This is a genomic window from Microcoleus sp. Pol12A5 (assembly GCF_036701435.1).
Classification (GTDB): domain Bacteria; phylum Cyanobacteriota; class Cyanobacteriia; order Cyanobacteriales; family Microcoleaceae; genus Microcoleus.
This window is the reverse complement of the sequence record NZ_JAUBQU010000031.1, coordinates 13546-32623: the sequence shown is the minus strand read 5'-3', so window position 1 is coordinate 32623 and position 19078 is coordinate 13546. Positions and strand designations below refer to the sequence as shown.

Here is a 19078-nt window from a genome sequence, read left to right as displayed (position 1 = left end):
TTAGTCCTCAAACTCAGATGCTACTAAGCCGCAGCCAAATTTGCTGCTGCGAAATCCCAGTTAGCCAAATTATCCAAGAAATTAGTAATGTAGTCGGGACGGCGGTTTTGGAAATCCAAATAATAAGCGTGTTCCCACACATCCAAAGTCAGCAACGGAGTTTGGCCGTGTGCTACCGGGGTGTCGGCGTTAGCAGTTTTGGTAACTTTCAAAGTGCCGTTGTCTAAAACCAGCCAAGCCCAGCCGCTACCGAACTGAGTAGTCGCAGCAGTCTTGAATTCTTCTTTGAATTTGTCGAAGCTGCCGAAGTCGGCGTTAATTTTGTCAGCTAAAGCTCCTGTCGGAGTGCCACCGCCGCCCGGTTTGAGCGAATTCCAGAAAAAGTTGTGGTTCCAAACTTGACCTGCATTGTTAAAAATGCCTGCTTTGGATGGGTCTTTAGCAGATTCCTTGACAATTTCTTCAAGGGATTTGCTCGCCATTTCAGTCCCTTCAATCAGTTTATTCAGATTGGTCACGTAAGCAGCGTGGTGCTTGTCGTGGTGGAACGAAAACGTGTTGGCCGACATATGAGCTGGTTCTAAGGCGTCAGCGGCGAAGGGTAATGGTGCGAGTTCAAATGCCATTGTGTTCAATCCTCTCTGGATTACTTTGGGTTTTTCGGTTGACTTGGTGGCTGTTGTATGACTAAAGCCGAGAGTCACTAGCTTGAGTTTATCAAGCTGTGGTAAATAATTCTTTACAATTTTCCTATTTTATAGCAGTTGCAGCAGTTTAGGATTTTGAGTTCTGCTTTTCACCAGTCAAATCTACTAATAGCAGGTTTTAAATACCACAAAGTTTGGCAAAATGTCAACCCGCCAGCGCAGTAAATAAAAGTTTGTGGGAAATTGTCAGCAGAGGGAATTTTTATAAGGGTGATAAATAAATTAAACCTATTTTTTGTCAAAGATAAGTTCAGATTAACTTAAGCTGTAACTAAGTCAAACAGATTGCAGGAGTAGTCTATGCAAAACCGTTCAAATAACCCGATTAATCACCCCCCGGAATGGTTGAATCTAAAACTAATAGTCACCGCTCTGGAAACTGTTCAAGATTTAATTGTAATTTCTTTGTGTATTGGTTTGTTCTGTTTCATGGTAATCGAGCTGCGAGAAATGTTTTTCTCGCTGCTGCCTCCTTTGAATTTTCAGCAAGTGACGGCAGACATTCTATTTTTATTGGTTTTGGTGGAATTATTTCGGCTGCTAATTATTTACTTGCAAGAGCAGCGCGTTTCGATAGGGGTGGCTGTGGAAGTGTGTATAGTATCTGTTTTGCGAGAAGTCATCGTGCGGGGAGTGCTGGAAACTCCCTGGGTTCAAATATTATCAACAGGCGCATTTTTGCTGGTTTTGGGAGTGTTGTTGGTAGTCCGAGTTTGGTTGCCGCCAACCTTCGAGGGAATTGACCCAGAACGCCGCCTTGCTAGCAGAAATAAAAAACTTTACGACCCTGAATATTCTGCCGAGCCTGTTGCAGTCAATAGCAAGTTTAATTCTCACTGAGTATGACGGCACAAGCGATTTTAGATTTTAGATTTACTCTGATATTGCTTGTCACGTTACCAGCCATCATTTCCAGTAAAATCAACGGGATAACGTTTGTATTGAAGACTCAAGTCCTCTGTATTTTCAGAGGACTTGAGTCTTCAGTACAAATACAAGCTTCATCAACAATGCCCAATTATTAAAATCTAAAATCTAAAATCTAAAATCTAAAATTGTATTACCCGTTAGCCTGCAATTCTCCCAAACGAGCCAACACTTCTTTTGAGTGAATCGCCGGATTAATCTTCACAAAAGTTTCCCGCAAAATGCCTTCAGGGTCAATAATAAAACTGTGGCGCGCCGAGATAAAACTCATCCAAGAACCGTAAGCTTTACTCACTTTACCGTCGGTATCAGCTAACAGCGGAAATTTCAAACCTTCGGAATCGCAAAATTCCGCATGAGAATCGACATCATCCGCGCTAATGCCGATAATTTGAGTATTCTTTGCCAAGTATTTCGGCAAGTCTTGCTGAAATCGACGTGCTTCGATCGTACAACCCGATGTAAAGTCTTTCGGATAGAAATAGACTACCAGCCACTTACCGCGATAATCAGAGAGGGAGACTTGTCCGTCGCCGCTGTTTGTTGGCAAAGAAAACTCCGGCGCTGGTTGATTTACCGTCGGAAGCTTGCCGCCGAGGCCAAATGCAGGTGTGGCAAAATTGAAACTTAGAAAAACTAGACAAATTGCCAATAAAGTGGTAAAAAACTTGCGGCGAGACATCATAAATTTAGAAGTAGAACTGTACTTAAGACAAGTTTACAGTTTTCTGATTAAATGGGTAGGGGCAATTCGTGGATTGCTTCTAAAACCCCAATATCACTTACTCAAATAGCAATTTACCCATGAGCGCTGCACTCCCGTTAACAGGCAAAGCTATAGTAGTCCAGGTAATTAACGGTCAACCCGTTGCGATCGAAGTAGACGGCACTAATGCCCCGATTACTGGAGGAAATTTTGTTGACTTAGTTGAACGCGGCATTTACGACGGGGTGATGTTTCACCGAGTTGTGCGTCAGCCAGATCCTTTTGTGGTGCAAGGAGGCGATCCGCGCAGCAGAGATACGACAATTCCAGCAAGTCAATTGGGAACGGGTAGTTTTATTGACCCGGATACCAATCAGGCGCGTTTTATTCCTTTGGAAATTAAGCCGCAAGGGGCCGCGCAACCTGTTTACAACCAAGTTGTAACCCAGACGCCGCAGTTGCGGCACAATCGCGGGGCCGTGGCAATGGCTCGTTCTAATGCTTTGGATTCGGCTTCTTCGCAGTTTTATTTTGCTTTGGATGATTTGCCATTTTTGGATGGTAATTATGCTGTTTTTGGCAACGTTATTCAAGGTTTTGAAACGGTGAATGCGGTGCAGCAGGGCGATCGCATTTCGACAGCAAAAGTCGTTGGAGGAATCGTCCCTAGTCGGGTTTCTAGCATCATTAGCGATGTTAATGTGCTCAACGATTTAATTAATAGTACCAATTTTGTAAATCTGCCTTTGGGGGCCCTCAGATTGGCCAACACCCCAAACAACTATCAAGTCACTTCCCAAGACTCTCAGCAAAATCCTAACGGTGTAGTGGGAGGTAGCGCAAACGATCGCATCCTCGGTTCACCCACTGATGATGCAATTAATGGCAGCCAAGGCAACGATACCCTCACGGGCGAAGCAGGCGACGACTTTTTGCGAGGCGGCAAAGGTAACGACTCGATTAGCGGCGGTGTTGGCAACGATATTATCAACGGAAATCTCGGCGACGATAATCTCAATGGCGATGCTGGTAATGACTTTTTGCGAGGCGGCAGAGGAAACGATGTTTTAATCGGGGGCGATGGTAACGATATTTTACTTGGCGATGTTGGCAGTGATACTCTGACCGGCGGTGGCGGTACTGATACGTTTGTTCTGGTTACGGGTGAAAATCTGGAGTTGGATGGGTCGAGCGATATAATTCTTGATTTTAGGCCGGGAGATGGCGATCGTATTGGCTTAACCAGCGGTTTATCCAACACCTCCTTCACCCAATCAGGCAGCAACACACTCATTCAATTTGGAGGAGCTACTTTGGCTGTCGTTCAAAATGCCACCCCCGCAGCAGTTCAAAATGCTGCTTTTACAATTAACTTTTCTACTGCTGTCGTTGCCGATAGCTTGCCTTCCAGAGACGCCGCCTTGAGTATTGGCTAACTCTAACAAGACTGAGTCAATAATTATAGGTGTAGGGTGCTTTTCGGTACACATTACCTGATTATCAATTGGCAATTGCCAATTGATAATTACGAAATTAAACTAACACCATAGCTTTGTAATTTGAGAAACTGCCTCTTGATAAGAATCCATTCTCCCCTGCTGCTTAAAAAGCTCAGCCGCCTTTTGGAAATCCTCAAATGCTCCCTGAACCTCTCTCAGTTTATATCTAGTTACTCCTCGGTTGAAGTAAGCTTTAGCAAAATCGCTATCGAGGCGAATTGCTGATTCAAAATCAGCTAGTGCTGCCAGGGAATTCTCCATTTGCAGGTGGATAGCACCTCGGTTAAAATAAGATTGAGCTACATTAGGGTTGAGCAGTAGTGCTGAGGTGTAATCTGCGATCGCCGCAGTATAATCTTTTAAACGAGTCAGCATAAACCCGCGATTGCTGTAATACTTGGCTTGGTAAGGATTGAGTTCGATGGCTGTAGTTAAATCTTCGATCGCCGATTGCTTGTAGCCTAATTTGTAGCGTGCCACACCGCGATCGTGGTAAGCTGACGCGAATTGCGGATTAATGTTAATTGTGGCAGTAAAATTTTTAATAGCGCCGTGCAAGTCTTGTTGTTCTAGATTTTTTAAACCTTGAGTGTAAAACTTTTTGGTACTAATTTTTAAATTTGCCTGTTGTCGGGATTCAGCTTGCTCCCCCGAAAATACGCCAGCAATATTAGTGAATCCCAAAGATTCGATCGAATTGAAAATAGTTGTGACAACTAATTGGGTTGGGAAAAGGGGGATAGTAGGCATGGGAGAAGTGCTGTTCAACTGTATGCTCTTATTTTCCTCCATAGCTGAGCTATTAACAGTGATATCCGCAGTCTCAGGTACGTGATAAGTTTGATGAGAGTGCGTGATGCTGGGGCTTGAGTTGTGTGATGAAAGTTGGGCTTAGTTAGTGATGCCGATCGCAATTAACAAAAATGCCGTCTAGAATCCTTTAAATATAAGGCTTGTAGGCTAGAGGAGCGGTTTCTTTATTCCCATATTGAGGAGTTTATACCAGGATTGTTTGCAGATATGCCCCTGGGGGAGCGATCGCAACTGCCTGCGGCAAGTATTACTTTGTAGCGATATTCCACTGGCAAATCCCGGTCAAACTTGCGGTCATTTTATACCAGGTTTTTAGGAAAAATATTAGTTTGGCAGCGAGGTATCTGTGAATCAACCGGGTTTCTAGCTCAAAGCGCGTCTAAGAGTAGCTAAGTTAAGTTTGTGCCTGCGCCAACCCTGATTAACCTTTCACTACACTAATATTTTTGAGTAATCTTGCTGAGGGAAGTTGCAGATTATTTGCTATGCTTTGATTAGACATCAATAATTTATGACGCAAATTAGTGCCAATGAAAAAAGTTATGAGTTTGAAAACTTTCTTCGCTGCATGGTTAGCGATCGTCCTGTTCACTCTCTACTTAACTCCTCCTGTGATGGCCGCCAATTCGGAGGATTTGAGTCACCTATTAAAAGATAATTGGTGCGTCAGCTTTCTGTGGAAGCAATGCGATTTGAGCACTGTAGATTTGCGGGGCGCTAATCTCCAAGAAGCCAATTTGTCGGGCGCTAATTTGTCCGGCGCTAATTTGTCCGGTGCTAACTTAAAGAATGCGGATCTTTCTGACGCAGACCTCACCGGCGCTAATTTAGCAAATGCTGATATTTTAGGCACGGATCTCAGTCGAGCCAATTTGACCGAAGCTAATTTCAACGGCACGAAGTTGTGGGATGCTAATCTGACTTTGGCAAATCTGAGCCGCGCCAATTTACAAGATGCTAATGTCTTAGATTCTCGGCTTTGGGGAAGCAATCTTACCCAAGCTAATTTAATGGATGCGACGCTGCACGGTGCTGACTTGCAATATGCTAATTTGGCAGACACTAATTTAACAGGTGCTGACTTGCACAGCTTCTTTTTCCGAGGTTCCAAACAAATCACAAATTTGAGCAATGCTAATTTAGAAGGCGCTATTTTAACCGGCGCAAATCTCAGAGGTGCGGTGCTAGCAGGGGCAATAATGCCGGACGGGTCTATTAATGAAGAAAGTGGCTTTAATTTACAGTAGAGTAAAATTAAAGTCTGCTTGAATAATTTCAACAACAGGCTTTAGGGCTGATTTCGCAGTCAATGAATTATCTGGTGCAATAGGCTGCGCCCGTTGCCAACAGCTTGTTGAAGATGCTGTCAAGATATCAATTTAAATCAGGGTGCGATCGACCTTTTAACTCCCAAGCTGCGCCCGTGGCCCATAGCTTGTTGAGGATGCTGTCAAGATATCAATTCAAACCAGGGTGCGATCGACCTTTTAACTCCGAACCAGTAAATAAAATCTTAAATCTCAAACCGAACCTGCGCGCATCTGTTACAATTTTCAACAAAGCCCGAACAGCCCCGAAGCTGAAGGCACCTGCCTAGGGATACAAGCCCCCGCCAGGAGTCGTCAACAGCAAAAATATTAGATATTTAGTTTAAGCTCCCAGATTTATCTGTAGAGGCTCTTTAAAATAGAAAATCGACTGTGGAGTCAATCTAAAATCTAAAATCTAAAGTCTAAAATCGCTCTGCTGTAGAGTCAATCTAAAATCTAAAATCTAAAATCTAAAATCGACTGATGGAAACCCTGCAAACTCAACTTTACGAACTAGCACAATTTGCTAATAATTTAGTAAATACTCAACTGACAAACCTCAGTTTAGTCAGCGTCGGAGTCATCTTTCTGGCAGGGTTGCTAACGAGCTTAACGCCCTGTATGCTTTCCATGTTACCGATCACGATCGGCTACATCGGTGGATACGAAGCAAAAAGTCGCCTGCAAGCTGCAGCCCAGTCTGCGTGGTTTTCCCTGGGATTAGCCACCACCCTTGCGGGTTTAGGTATTGTAGCATCATTTGCCGGACAAGTGTACGGCAAAATTGGCCTGGGTTTGCCGATTCTTGTCAGTATTATTGCTATTCTAATGGGGCTGAATTTACTCGAAGCTTTACCCTTACAAATGCCGTCTTTTGACGCTGTGGGGTGGGTGCCGAAAGATTTGCCCGCAGGCGTGCGATCGTACTTATTGGGCTTAACTTTTGGTTTGGTAGCGTCTCCCTGCAGCACGCCTGTTTTAGCTACACTCTTAGCTTGGGTTTCCAAAACGGGAGATACAGTTTTAGGTGGTGTGCTGCTGCTGTTTTATGCTGCTGGCTACGTCGCTCCGCTGATTATAGCAGGGACTTTCACTGCTAGCATTAAAAAGTTGTTAGAATTACGTCGGTGGTCGAGTTGGATTACTCCTGTTAGCGGCGTTTTGCTAGTAGGATTTGGCGTGTTCTCTCTGCTTTCCCGCATCCTTCCCGCTTAAGTTTAGTAGTAAGGAGTTCAGTCTTTATTTAAAGATATAGCAATCTCTACTGAATGCGTGAATTAAGTTTTTTTTAACGAACCGCGAAGACTCGAATAACACGAAGGAAGGAAGGAAGGAAGGAAGAAAAGAGAAAGAATTCAAAATTGATTGAGACTTGCTCGATAAAAATAATAATATTTTATTCATTTTTTGTTTTTCCCTCCTCTTTCTTCTTTCTCCCTTATTCCATCCGTTACATCCGTTACATCCGTTGCCGAACTTCCTTCCATCCGTTACAAAATCCGTTGCCGAACTTTCTTCATAATTACCAATGACATCAAAAGAAGTATTTCTATCAAAGCTCTCAAACTGGGCGACAGCCCCTCAAAAGTTTTTCAAGCGAGAAATCTTGCCGGTGCTAGCAGATTTGCGGCTGGCAATTATCTTGCTGCTGGCGATCGCATTTTTCAGCATTTCTGGCACTGTCATCGAACAAGGTCAATCAGTACCATTTTACCAATCTAACTATCCAGAACACCCCGCTTTGTTCGGCTTTCTAACTTGGAAAGTTGTGCTAATTGCAGGACTAGACCACGTATACCGGACTTGGTGGTTTTTGTCAATCCTAATTTTGTTCGGCAGCAGCTTAACAGCTTGTACATTTACCCGACAATTTCCCGCATTAAAAGCCGCCCGCCGCTGGAAATTTTATGAAGAACCAAAGCAGTTTCAAAAATTAGCTCTCAGTGCTGAATTAGAAACAGTTACTTTAAGTTCGTTAGAACCACTTTTGCACCAAAAAAACTACCGCATATTTCGAGAAGGCGAAAAAATTTATGCTCGCAAGGGAATAATTGGTAAAATCGGTCCGATTATTGTTCACGCCAGTATGCTAATTATTTTAGCTGGGTCGATGTGGGGCGCGATGACGGGATTTCTCGGTCAAGAAATGGTTCCCAGCGGTGAAACATTTCAGGTGCAGAATATCCTGGATGCGGGGCCTTGGGCGGGGCCGCAAATACCGAAGGATTGGTCGATGCGAGTTAATCGGTTTTGGATTGATTATACTCCCGAGGGTGGTATCGACCAATTTTACTCTGACCTGTCAGTTTTGGACAAAACAGGCCAAGAGGTCGATCGCAAAACCATTCATGTTAACCAGCCCCTCAGATACCGGGGAGTCACTTTTTATCAAGCAGATTGGGCAATATCCGCCCTGCGAGTTCGCCTCAACAAAAGCCCGGTTTTACAATTGCCAATGGCTCAGTTAGACACTCAAGGTAAAGGTCGAATTTGGGGTGCTTGGATTCCCACAAAACCAGATTTGAGTGCGGGAGTTTCTCTGCTAGCAAAAGACTTGCAAGGAACGATGTTAGTGTACGGTACGGATGGCAAATTGTTAACTACAGTTCGCGCGGGGACGGCGGTAGAAGTTAACGGAGTCATGCTGACAATTGACGAAGTTGTAGGCAGTACGGGATTGCAAATTAAAGCCGATCCAGGAATTCCAATAGTTTATACTGGCTTCGGGTTGCTAATGCTCAGCGTGCTGATGAGCTATCTGTCTCACTCGCAAATTTGGGCTTTGGAAAAAAACGGCAAACTCTACATCGGCGGGCGCACGAATCGTGCCCAGGTAAGTTTTGAAAGAGAAGTTGTGGAGATTTTGGACAAGTTGGCAGAATCGAAAACAACAGAGGAAAAAAGTACGATCGCCCCGACTTCTGTTGCAAGTCAAAGCTAACCGTAGGGTGCGCTAGGCGCACCTTACACCAACGATAAATATCAAAAAGATTAGTTGAGTTTGTAGGGTGCGCCTTGCCAGATTTGTTGAGGTGATCAATGTGAACCGGAGAAAAAGCAGAAAACCGCTATTTCACTTTCCGAGTTTTCAAATTTCAAGTAATGAAAATTTCTATACTGAGCTTTGGTTTACAAAATCCAAATGCTGAAACGCCTGTCTATCGGTACTCTCCGGTGGGTAAAAAACTCAACCTACGCGCAGTACACGCCCTACCAACTACGAGATTTTAAGCGTTTGAGGGAATTTTTGACTACATTGAGAGGGCTGCCCTGACGCACTCTACAATTACTTACTAATTTTAACAATTTTATTGCTTAAAACCCTTGTGGGGTGAGCTTCGACGCCGCCCCACAATTAAATCTCAATGCCACAACAGCTTAATACCTACCCTACTTCTGGTGCGACACCTCAATCACAGTGTGCACGTTCCCCCGCGGCGAAAAATCTCCCTTAATCGTCGCTTCCAGCGGCGCGCAAGCTGCCACAAAATCGTCTAAAATTTGATTAATCGATTCTTCGTGAGAAATGTAGCGATCGCGATAACTGTTAATGTACAGTTTCAGCGCCTTTAACTCTACCACCCGCTCGTCGGGTACATAAGTAACGTGAATTGTCGCAAAATCTGGATAGCCAGAAAATGGACACTTGCAAGTAAACTCCGGCAAAGTAATGTTAATAGAGTAGCGCCGCCCGACTCGCGGATTCGGGAAAGTAATTAACTCCCCTTCCAATATCTGGCGTTCGCCGTATTTCATTTCCTCGGTGCTTGACTTTTGCGACATACTTTGTTCGGTGGCGTAGTTGTTCATAGCGATTGACTAATAACTTGTAACATTAAATTAAATTTACGTTCAATGTTTGTAACAAATATCTTGACGAATTGTGTTGCGATCGATCTAATTGCAAATACTCTCAGGCTAAACTAAAACAAGTTAACCCTCGCCATCTACAATTATGCAAAATACTACCTTATCTGACAATACTTCCCCTGAAAACTCAAATAGTTACTCTCCATCGGTACCAATTTCCCTTTATCGAGAAGTCACGGCAGAGCTGCAAGCAGCCCAAGCGATGGTGGACTCCCTCAAAACCCACAATCAGCAATTAGTCCAACAAAATCAACAACTGCGGCGAGAAGTAGAAACAGTAGTTCAAGTATCCCAACAGTTACAGCAAGTAGTCAACTCTGCTCAGAGTGTCACCCAGACAGGGATGCCTCAGATGCCCTCAGTCAAATTCAATTTCAGCATTGAACCTCCGCCCCCAGCACCTGCCACCTCGCGGACTAACTCTACGGTACCTCAACCACCTCAGACAGTGGCTTTCCCCTTCCCACTACCGGAACCGGAGCCAAAAGGCTCCCCGATGCCGCAGCCACTTCCAGAAAAATTATTTACAGAGGTGCCGGAAACTCCTTACCGTGTGATATCTCAACCCAAAAAAACCTCAGACTTAAGCGGATTGTGGTTGGCGATCGCGATTTTTCTGATTGTCATTGCAGCTTTCGGCGCAGGTTATTTAGTTGTCCGCCCTTTATTAATGAAAAAGTAAATTCCAACAAGAATCCCACGGCTCAAGCCGTGGGATTTTAAACAAAACCTAGCATAAAATATTCAAAGTTACGCTAATTGGCCATCATGCTCGGGCGGCACTCGTTTCTACTGAACGAGGCGCATACTGCTCTTCACAAGCAGAACCTACGATGCCCACCCCTGGCTCGAAACCGCGCGTAAACTCAGTGAGTTTTACCTGTTTAGCTTCCAAAGCTGTCTGTAGCACCTTCATGGCTCGGTGAGGGTCGCCGGCTCCGCAGAAAAATAAGTCTGCAGCAAAATAACCGTGTTCAGGCCAAGTATGGATTGCTATATGAGACTCTGCCAAAGTAGCAGTAGCTGTCACTCCGTGAGGACTAAACTGGTGTACGCACAAATCGATGAGAGTAGCTCCTCCGGCTTCGATCGCATCGAGTATGGCGCGGCGGATACGTTCAGGATCGTTGAGCAGGTCTCCAGGAGACTGCCAAGCATCAGCGACCAGATGGGTTCCCAATTGTTTCATTCTGCGGGGTTTTACCTCTAACTCACAATGTCTCAAACCTTTTGACGATAGCACGGTGTCCAGAAATTTTCAAGTAAATTCCAAAAATATTTCAAAAATAGCGGCGATCGCGAGGATATCAGGGTTTTTTGGGGCGCTCTGACCCCGATCGAGTTCGGGTTGAGTTCGATTTGAGTTCGATATTTCCTGCCAAAATCGGCTTTCGGTAGAATGCGGTTAAAGCCCAACCGCTTTAATCAGCTCGTGGCGATGGAAAAGGCTAGAAAGCAGGAAGGGCCAGCACTCTTGGCACAGCCCCTACATAAACCGGGTTTCTCGGTGTTCGATTTTTTGAAGTTGAGCCACTTAATTATGGTTAGTCAACTCATCAATCCCGGCTGTGAGTAGCTCCATTGGGCAAAATCGCCCCGCCCAAAGCTGCTTCATTCAAGTTAGCAACATTCAAGCTCGCCCCAATCAAATTAGCCTCCGACAAATTAGTTCCTGTCAAATTCGCCCCGGTCAGAGAACTCAGCAGCAAACCCGCTCCCGATAAATTGGCGTGACTCAAATTCGCCCCCCGCAAATCCGCTTCCAGCAAGCTAGCACCTGCCAAATTCGCACCGCTCAAATTAGCTCCCCGCAAAGAAGCTTTGTTCAAATTCGCAGCCCTCAAATCAGCATTGTGCAGAATCAAACCATTCAAATTTGCTTTGCTCAAATTAGCTCCCTGCAAATCGGCACCGCTCAAATTAGAGCCATTTAGATTGGCGGATTGTAAGTCAGCACCGCTCAAGTCAGCTCCGCTCAAATTAGCAGCGCAAATAGAAGCCTCCCGCAGACTTGCTTCGCTCAAACTAGCCCCAACCAAATTGACACCGCTGAGATTTCCGCGATTGAGATAAGCCCTAGTTAAAGTTGCTCCGCTCAGGTTCGCCCCGTTCAAATCTACCTCGCTGAGAATCGCTCTAGTCAGATTAGCTCTGCTTAAATCAACCCCGCTCATAATTGCTCGGCTCAGCGTCGCCCCGCTCAAATTAGCCTCAGTTAGTTTCGAGCCGCTTAGCAAACAAGCTCCTACTAAACTCGCTCCCGTCATCACAGCTTTGCTCAAGTCAGCCTGAGACAATATTGCTCCGCTGAGATTTGCCCCGCTAAAATCTGCGGCGATCGCCACAGTTCCAGTTAAACTAGAACTCCCCAGATTAGCTTCAATTAATTTCGCCTTAGACAAATTAGCCCCGCTCAAGTCGGCGGCGTTTAAATTAGATCCAATCAGTTTGCTTCTAATTAAGTTAGCACCTTTCAAATTAGCGCTGCTCAAATTTGTTCTACTGAGATTAGCTTCACTCAAATGAGCTGCAATGAGGTTGGTACCTCGAAAATCTCGTTCCCCGTTTCTATGTCTAATTAAAAGTTCATCGGCACTTAAAATTTCAGTGAAATTCATAAAAAAATTGAGTGAGTTTCCTTAATTTCTCGATGTTCTATGTTGTGTGAAAGTTTGTACTATCGTGTTTGCCAGTCAGTTTTTTAAACTAATACTGCCACATTAACAATTGTCAAAACTGCTTGATTCCTACCATCACCCTGCTCACTTAGTTATAATTTACGAAAATAAACCGGGTTCTGGTATAATCTGAGTTTGGCTAGCGCGGAAGTTATGAAAAAATCGCGTTTCTCGCCGCCTGTAAGTCCTGTAAGTATTATTTTGCTAGTAATTAGTTAGTTGTTAATGGTTAGTTGTTAATGGTTAGTTGTATTTATACTAACTGGTAACAACTAAATATTACCTGCTAACTCTTTACCAAAATACCGAGAAGTTGTCGATCGATCTTGTCAAGGTCGATCGAATATTTGGATTATTGCTGGCGGCATCCGCGCGGCCTTCTCACCCGAAAATTTGCCAGTACAGGCGATCGAATTTATGAGTGCAATCAAGAAAGAAGATATCCGAGCTTCAACGCCTAATGCCTTCTAAATAAGTGCTTTCTACCTTCGAGTAACCCGGACGGCAGCACCAGGCCAGCTCAGCTAGTGTCACCTCCCCCCACTGTGCTCCGTGCCAGTGAAAACCAACAGGGAGGCTGTTTCCCTCGGAGTGCTGAGCGAATCGCCGGCGAAGCAAGCAATACGCTGTGCTGAGCCTGAGATTGCGCGAAAAAATGGATCGCGAGTCGTTCCCGTATTCCCGCGCTGCTGTGCTTGCTGTTAATGTTTTCTCGATCCATGAGCGCTTGCGGTTCTAATTTACAGAACTCTCGACACCAGACGCGCTCCCGGACATAAAAGCTGTTCCTGGGCTTCTCAAATGTTTCTCTGAGGCATTCCCAGAAAAACTGTATTCATGCCGCAGGTCTTGCCAACAGCAATTGGGCTGCTACAGCCAAGCAATGACCAGCCTAAGTCTTGCGGGAAGGCGACGACAATATTATTCTAATAGCTGCCGACCACTGCATGCCGTACTCGGCGCGCGGGACTGGCTACTTCACCTGTATAAGTTGCTGAAATTAGCTACCCATAATTAAAGATAGTCGCTCTTTGACTAACTGGGCAATATCTGTGGTAATTTAGGTCATTAAATTTGATAATACTGCGGGGTTTAAAATCGAGCAGTAGTGAGTGTTACAGACTAAAAAACCGCTGCGGATTTCTGCTGTTAAAATTCAGGGAGCCGATCGATCCTCCGGCGCAAAGCCGAGCTCACGGACTGGGACCCTAATCAAAATTAAACTTTTGACAGGTGGCTTTTTTAAGTTCCCAGAACAAAACAAAAGCCGGCTTTCAGATAAAAAGCCGACTTTTGAGATAATTTTACCGACGAAGCGTAAAACCGCTAGCTCGCCGATGTTGGTTGGATCGCTTTCGACAATCCGAGTCCGGGAGTGCGACTACCCTGCAGAAAGTAGAAACAATACCCAAACAAAGTCTGAATTATTATTAAATCCGACGGTGGCCGGTGATGCCCTGATTGGGATCGTAAATATCAGCCGTGGTATCAACACCGGGAGTGCCAGGAGCGCCGTAATCAGCCCGAGAAGTATCTACGCTGGGATAGTCGTAGGTGTTCCAATGTTGAATACCTCCGCGACTCAGAATGCTTTCGGCTTGAGCGACTTCTGTTTCGCTGCCGTCAACCAGTACCAAGTAATCTCCTCTCGCTACGCGATCGTTGTATGCTCTAGCTTCCTCTTCGGGAATTCCCATACCGACTAAAGCTCCGATCAAGCCGCCTGCTGCTGCACCCAAAGCCGTACCGGCAAGTGTAGTGGCGATCGCCGTAGCTGAGGCTCCTGCCAGCATAATCGGCCCGATTCCCGGAATTGCCACTAGGCCCAGACCTACCAACAAGCCTGTCAAACCGCCCAAAGTACCACCTGTGAGTGCGCCCTTTGTGGCTCCTTCATCGGATTTGTTGTCCGCGCTGTCATGCACGTCAATGCCTGCGATGTCTCCTTTCGAGTCAGCATCCTTAGCGATGACCGAAACCCGATTCATGTCGAAACCGGCAGTTCTCAGTTCTCCCAGTGCGTGTTCCGTCTCGCGGCGGGTTGAAAATACTCCCACCGCGCGCTTCTGGCGACCCGAAGCTCTGCGACCGGTGTCTGCCGGCACATCGTAAATGCCCCAATCCTGAATGCCCCGCACGCTCATAATTCCTTCGGCTGTGGCAAGTTCGGCATCTGTTCCTTCTACGAATACCAAATATTCTCCGCGCGAGACGCGATCGTTATAAACTTTAGCTTTTTCTTCGGGAACTCCCAAGCCGACCAAACCGCCGACCAAACCGCCTGCTGCAGCCCCAATCGCGCCTCCGACCACAGTATCTGCCAGCAGAGTTGCGATCGCACCCCCTGCCATCACCGGACCCACTCCGGGAATCGCTAGCGCTCCAATGCTTCCGAGTAACCCAATCAAACCGCCCGTCACTGCTCCCGCTGTCGCGCCTGCTTTGGCACCACCGCCCACTTTCTCGTCGGTACCCTTACCAGCGGTAGCGCCCGCAATTTCGTTGCGATCGAGATTTTCCCCAACTACCGAAACTTTATTCATCGGAAACCCGGTACTTTGTAGCTCCTTCAGGGCTAGTTCCGTATCTCGGTAAGTAGAAAATGCTCCTACAGCTCGCTTGTGTTGACCTAAAGCCATTTTCTTTCTCCTGCAAAATATACTACTTTTTCACAACCACAGAATTTATGCTCTGCTTGCTGCCATCAATCACATTTAGTCATTCTTTCCCAACAATTTTCATCGGTCGCTGGGAATAACCTCTGTCTCTATCTTCAGGCTGGTTTCCAACTAATTCTCCGGGATGGGAAATCGGAAATTAGGAAGGGGAAAGTGTAGGTCTTGCGGGAGTTTTGAGTTCATGAATTTTAACTTCAATTTAAACTCTTTAACTTAAAACCACGCTCTCCCTATAGAGTTAACTAAGCGTTGCGATCCGCTGCGAAAGCAATCTTACAATGCCAAACTTTACCCTCTACCCTCAGACTTCTCTCCTAGAGAAATACATCTTTTTCCCTTCTTTTCCTCGGACTTCTTCCTTCACATTTATTGATTGCTGCTAGGCGATGCGGATGCAGCGGGGGCGACAACAGCGGTAACATTGACCTGTTTAACACCCTTAATCTCTTTAGCTAGTGGCTCAATTTTAGCTAAATCAGTTTGATTGGGAACTGTGCCACCTACGGTGACAACCCCGTCTTTTGCATCAACAGTTAGCTGACCTTTAGTGATGTTTACTTCTAACTTGGAGCGCACTTCACTTTGGAGGTCGCCATCGGCTCTTACAGCATCGCCACCCGTCACATTGTTGCGCTGTTCTCTGGCCCTGATATCAGAATTTGCTTGATTTTTGCGAATATCGCTCGTTGCGTCACCCTGAGTTTTTTGAACTGTCTCCGCTGGGGGCGGGCTGGTGGTATTTTCTGTGGTAGAATTAGGAGCATCAGCGCTAGTTTTAGCCCCTTCGCTGCAAGCAGCAGCTCCAAATAACAGGATGCCGCTGAGGAGAATGGGTGTTAGTTTGTTCATAATATGTTAATACCCTCCGGGTAAGCTTTCGATGAGCCTGACTTCCTTGACTTCACTTCCTTGACTTCGTTGAGCCAGATGGGAGCCAGATGGGAGCCAGATGGGAGCCAGATGGAGCAAGAGAGCATCTTTGCTTGTGCTTTCTGCGATTTAAAAATCCTTATATCAAATATATAAATTTGAGGAAGTATCTACATCGCTCCACAGGTGTAAAATTTATCTATTCCGTTAGATAGAGTACAAAAAATAAAATAAGGTCTTAAGTCACATTTAAATTAATGAGTTCTGAGCGCATTATTCCTCAGAAACTCGGTTGATGCCGAAATTTTTCTTTGCTCAGGTCACTTTTTTCCTAGACAACAAGTTGAAAAGCGTAAGTTTTATTAATAAATTCGATCGCCAATCCCAACTAATTTTTCTCTATTCCCTGGAACCTGTGACTTATTCCCTCAACCTCTCTCCATTAAATATGTTAAATTTCCTACACTACTCATTGCCAAACTTCCTGCTTCAAAACAAACGAAAAGAGTCGAGAAATTTTTGAGCATTTTCTGGTTCTGGGGTAGTGGCAACCAGGCCGTAAACGCGCGTTTCCACCAAAAAAACTTGACCTACACCTACGGGTTCACTGGGGGAAAGCGGCTGAAACTCAAATTCTTTTCCGGGATAGCCTCCGAGGGAAATATCCCGCACCTGCAAAACTTTAGCATTCGCTGCCACGACGAAAAAATCAACGGCATTGTTTAAAGTAATTCTGGTATTATTGATATTATTGTTCCTCAGCCTAAAATCAAGGTCAAAGTATTGAAGCAAATAAGTTTCTTTGTTTTTTAAGTTCGATCGGTATGTATGAGCAATAATTTGATTTGAAAAAGTTTCGGAATTAATTTTGGGATTTGCGGGCATATCGATCGCAAACTGACCCATCGCCGAGCAAAATGGCTGCCACTCTGGCGTCTGAATTTCTGCCCGCAGCGGGGCTGGTTGAGATGCAGCGGGACGGGCAAACTTGACAGGGTATGAAACTAATGTAGCAGTAACTAGAAGTAAATACAGAAATTTCATTTGGGTAAAAATTATATATGCCCGATCGATCTGCGCTAGCCTAGAAATATATCTGCAAAGGGGCGATTTATGCTGAATATTATATTTACTCAACGGCAAGGCAAATCTCCAGGTCGATCTAAAACCAATAAAACCAATATACTCGCTGCTGTAAATACTTGGCTGGCTGTGTGTCTGTTGGCTGCTGTCACAGCTTGTGCAAACAGCCCCAACAGCAAGGCCATCGAAGAATCATTAGCCGCCGATCCCACATTAAAACAAAACCCAGTAGTTTTCTCTTCCCCGCCACCAGCGACAGCAATTGAGACAAACTCTACCGCCAAACTTCCTCCCGATTTCCCGACAGAGATTCCACTCTATCCTAATGCTGAGTTAATAGAAGTTGGTGGGCAAACCGATCCGTCGCAAAAAAATGTGCGGCTGCGCTGGGAAAGCACTGATCCTGTTAATTCGGTTCAGAACTTTTACTCCACAGAGTTTGGGCGTCGCAACTGGGAAATAGTCAGCCGCCCCACCGCCGAGGGACAAGGTTCTTTGGTAGCAACGCGAGATAATTTACGGGTAACTGTGTCGCTTTCTCCTACTCAGAAAGTAGGGGGTTCTACAGAATTTGCGATCGACTACAGCAAAGAAAGCCCCGAAATTGCCGCCAGTCCGCAACCTAACAATTCCGAGTCTAGCGCATCTCCAACCGCTTCACCAACTCCATCTAATTCAGAAGGAACTACTCCAACGCCATCCGCCTCGCCAAAATCAGCACAAGTTAGCCAACTAGATACCCAAATTCCTCAACAGTTGCGGCAGTATGTAGCTGATTTAAGTCAGTTGGAAGTGCTGAAAGTGCGATCCTCTCCGAGCGCTTCGCTAACGACAGAAAGTGCTAATTTAGAAACAGCCAGCACTTTGCCCAAACCCAACAAAATTGTCACTCGCCGCGAATACGCCCGCTGGTTAGTAGCAGCTAACAATCAGATTTATGCTAGCCGTCAAGCCAAACAAATTAGATTAGCAGTAGACTCTAGCGAACCAGCCTTTTCTGACGTACCCAAAACAGACCCCGATTTTTCAGCAATTCAAGGTTTAGCAGAAGCCGGTGTAATTCCGAGTTCGCTTTCGGGTGAAAGTAAAGATGTGAAATTTCGCCCCGATGCACCTTTAACTCGCGAAACAATGATTCTCTGGAAAGTGCCTTTAGATAGTCGTCAAGTTTTACCGACAGCTAACATTGACGGAGTGAAAGAAAAGTGGGGTTTTCAAGATGCTTCTAAGATTGATTCCCAGGCATCGCGGGCAGTTTTAGCTGATTTTAACAATGGAGATTTGGCGAATATTCGCCGCGTTTTTGGTTTTACTACTCTGTTTCAGCCGAAGAAAGCCGTGACTCGCGCCGAAGCTGCTGCTAGTTTGTGGTATTTTGGCGTTCAAGATCAGGGATTGTCTGCTAAAGATGCCCTGGAAGCAAAGTCTCAACCAGCTCAATAGAGTTGTTTAGGGTGGTTAAAAGTTTTGAACACACCCTCTACTTACCAATACCCAGGAAACTGGGTTTTTTCTCTGTAAGCAAACCCGGTTTCTGCGTCCAAGACTGCCGAAATTTTACCAATTTTTGATTAATCGGCGTGCGATCGCCCGCCACAAAAATTGCAGCTTGAGTTTCTAGGAGTTCGGTGAATATGGCTTACCCAGAAACCGACTTTTATCTACGAAAATGCCCTGTAAAACGCGAGGCATATCCGGTGAAAAACTCCGTTTCTTTAATTTCTTTAGGAGAGTTGTCATTAAAATTTTTTTTAATGATTGTACATCTGCTTTTCTGTCCTTGTCGCCTACCCTAGGAAATAGATTTTTTTTTGCTTTAATCTTAATTTCTGTATCCTGCCAGACAAGCGCTGCATTTGGCGGGCTAATTTTATACATATTTTCACTAACACTTTGTTCAAAACTCTCAGTAGGATTCCGGATGCCGTAGCGGCCTT

General features: G+C 45.2%; 16 protein-coding genes. 7 read left to right on the top strand and 9 right to left on the bottom strand.

From position 1 onward, the window contains the following. Positions 1–23 precede the first annotated feature (23 nt). On the bottom strand, positions 24–626 hold the full coding sequence (locus QUA45_RS11175; RefSeq protein ID WP_015178829.1) for a superoxide dismutase: 603 nt from the start codon (positions 624–626) through the stop codon (positions 24–26). Between the two features lie 381 nt (positions 627–1007). On the opposite strand from QUA45_RS11175, the gene QUA45_RS11170 reads away from it, so the two are divergent. After that, positions 1008–1547 (top strand): phosphate-starvation-inducible PsiE family protein, encoded by a 540-nt coding sequence (locus tag QUA45_RS11170; protein WP_333220710.1) that lies wholly within the window; start codon positions 1008–1010, stop codon positions 1545–1547. 220 nt (positions 1548–1767) lie between these two features. Here the strand turns inward: QUA45_RS11170 and QUA45_RS11165 are convergent, their stop codons facing one another. After that, positions 1768–2319, bottom strand: coding sequence for a peroxiredoxin (locus QUA45_RS11165; RefSeq protein WP_333098821.1), 552 nt, complete (start codon positions 2317–2319; stop codon positions 1768–1770). Positions 2320–2438: 119 nt separating this feature from the next. Between QUA45_RS11165 and QUA45_RS11160 the strand changes: the two genes are divergently transcribed. Further along, a complete protein-coding gene (locus QUA45_RS11160) occupies positions 2439–3776 on the top strand; it encodes a peptidylprolyl isomerase (RefSeq protein WP_333098820.1) in 1338 nt (445 codons plus the stop codon). A 102-nt stretch (positions 3777–3878) separates the two neighbouring features. Here the strand turns inward: QUA45_RS11160 and QUA45_RS11155 are convergent, their stop codons facing one another. Further along, complete coding sequence (locus tag QUA45_RS11155) at positions 3879–4589, bottom strand: tetratricopeptide repeat protein (RefSeq protein ID WP_333098818.1); 711 nt, start codon at positions 4587–4589, stop codon at positions 3879–3881. Positions 4590–5182: 593 nt separating this feature from the next. On the opposite strand from QUA45_RS11155, the gene QUA45_RS11150 reads away from it, so the two are divergent. From QUA45_RS11150 to QUA45_RS11140, 3 genes are all read left to right on the top strand, one after another. Next, entirely contained in the window at positions 5183–5899 is a 717-nt protein-coding gene (locus tag QUA45_RS11150) for a pentapeptide repeat-containing protein (RefSeq protein ID WP_333220708.1), read from the top strand. Between the two features lie 546 nt (positions 5900–6445). After that, the gene (locus tag QUA45_RS11145; RefSeq protein WP_333233091.1) at positions 6446–7177 is read left to right on the top strand and encodes a cytochrome c biogenesis protein CcdA; all 732 of its coding nucleotides are present in this window, start codon (positions 6446–6448) and stop codon (positions 7175–7177) included. Between the two features lie 313 nt (positions 7178–7490). Continuing rightward, a complete protein-coding gene (locus QUA45_RS11140; RefSeq protein ID WP_333220706.1) occupies positions 7491–8903 on the top strand; it encodes a cytochrome c biogenesis protein in 1413 nt (470 codons plus the stop codon). Positions 8904–9352: 449 nt separating this feature from the next. Here QUA45_RS11140 and queF read toward each other — a convergent pair whose 3' ends face one another. Further along, positions 9353–9772: a preQ(1) synthase gene (queF, locus tag QUA45_RS11135; protein WP_333098815.1), complete on the bottom strand. Its 420-nt coding sequence runs from the start codon at positions 9770–9772 to the stop codon at positions 9353–9355. 145 nt (positions 9773–9917) lie between these two features. On the opposite strand from queF, the gene QUA45_RS11130 reads away from it, so the two are divergent. After that, positions 9918–10514, top strand: a complete 597-nt coding sequence (locus QUA45_RS11130) for a hypothetical protein (protein WP_333098814.1) — start codon at positions 9918–9920, stop codon at positions 10512–10514. Between the two features lie 84 nt (positions 10515–10598). Here the strand turns inward: QUA45_RS11130 and speD are convergent, their stop codons facing one another. From speD to QUA45_RS11105, 5 genes are all read right to left on the bottom strand, one after another. Beyond that, positions 10599–11021, bottom strand: coding sequence for an adenosylmethionine decarboxylase (gene speD / locus QUA45_RS11125; protein ID WP_333098812.1), 423 nt, complete (start codon positions 11019–11021; stop codon positions 10599–10601). A 367-nt stretch (positions 11022–11388) separates the two neighbouring features. Continuing rightward, positions 11389–12450 carry a pentapeptide repeat-containing protein gene (locus QUA45_RS11120; RefSeq protein ID WP_333098811.1) on the bottom strand — a complete coding sequence of 354 codons (1062 nt, stop codon included), beginning with the start codon at positions 12448–12450 and terminating at the stop codon, positions 11389–11391. Between the two features lie 1490 nt (positions 12451–13940). Continuing rightward, positions 13941–15149: a histidine kinase gene (locus tag QUA45_RS11115; protein ID WP_333098809.1), complete on the bottom strand. Its 1209-nt coding sequence runs from the start codon at positions 15147–15149 to the stop codon at positions 13941–13943. A 405-nt stretch (positions 15150–15554) separates the two neighbouring features. Next, on the bottom strand, positions 15555–16037 hold the full coding sequence (locus tag QUA45_RS11110) for a BON domain-containing protein (protein ID WP_333098807.1): 483 nt from the start codon (positions 16035–16037) through the stop codon (positions 15555–15557). Between the two features lie 510 nt (positions 16038–16547). Further along, a complete protein-coding gene (locus QUA45_RS11105) occupies positions 16548–17102 on the bottom strand; it encodes a hypothetical protein (RefSeq protein ID WP_333098805.1) in 555 nt (184 codons plus the stop codon). Positions 17103–17171: 69 nt separating this feature from the next. Here QUA45_RS11105 and QUA45_RS11100 point away from each other — a divergent pair, with 69 nt between their 5' ends. Beyond that, positions 17172–18584 carry an S-layer homology domain-containing protein gene (locus QUA45_RS11100; RefSeq protein ID WP_333220704.1) on the top strand — a complete coding sequence of 471 codons (1413 nt, stop codon included), beginning with the start codon at positions 17172–17174 and terminating at the stop codon, positions 18582–18584. The last annotated feature ends 494 nt before the right edge of the window (positions 18585–19078 follow it).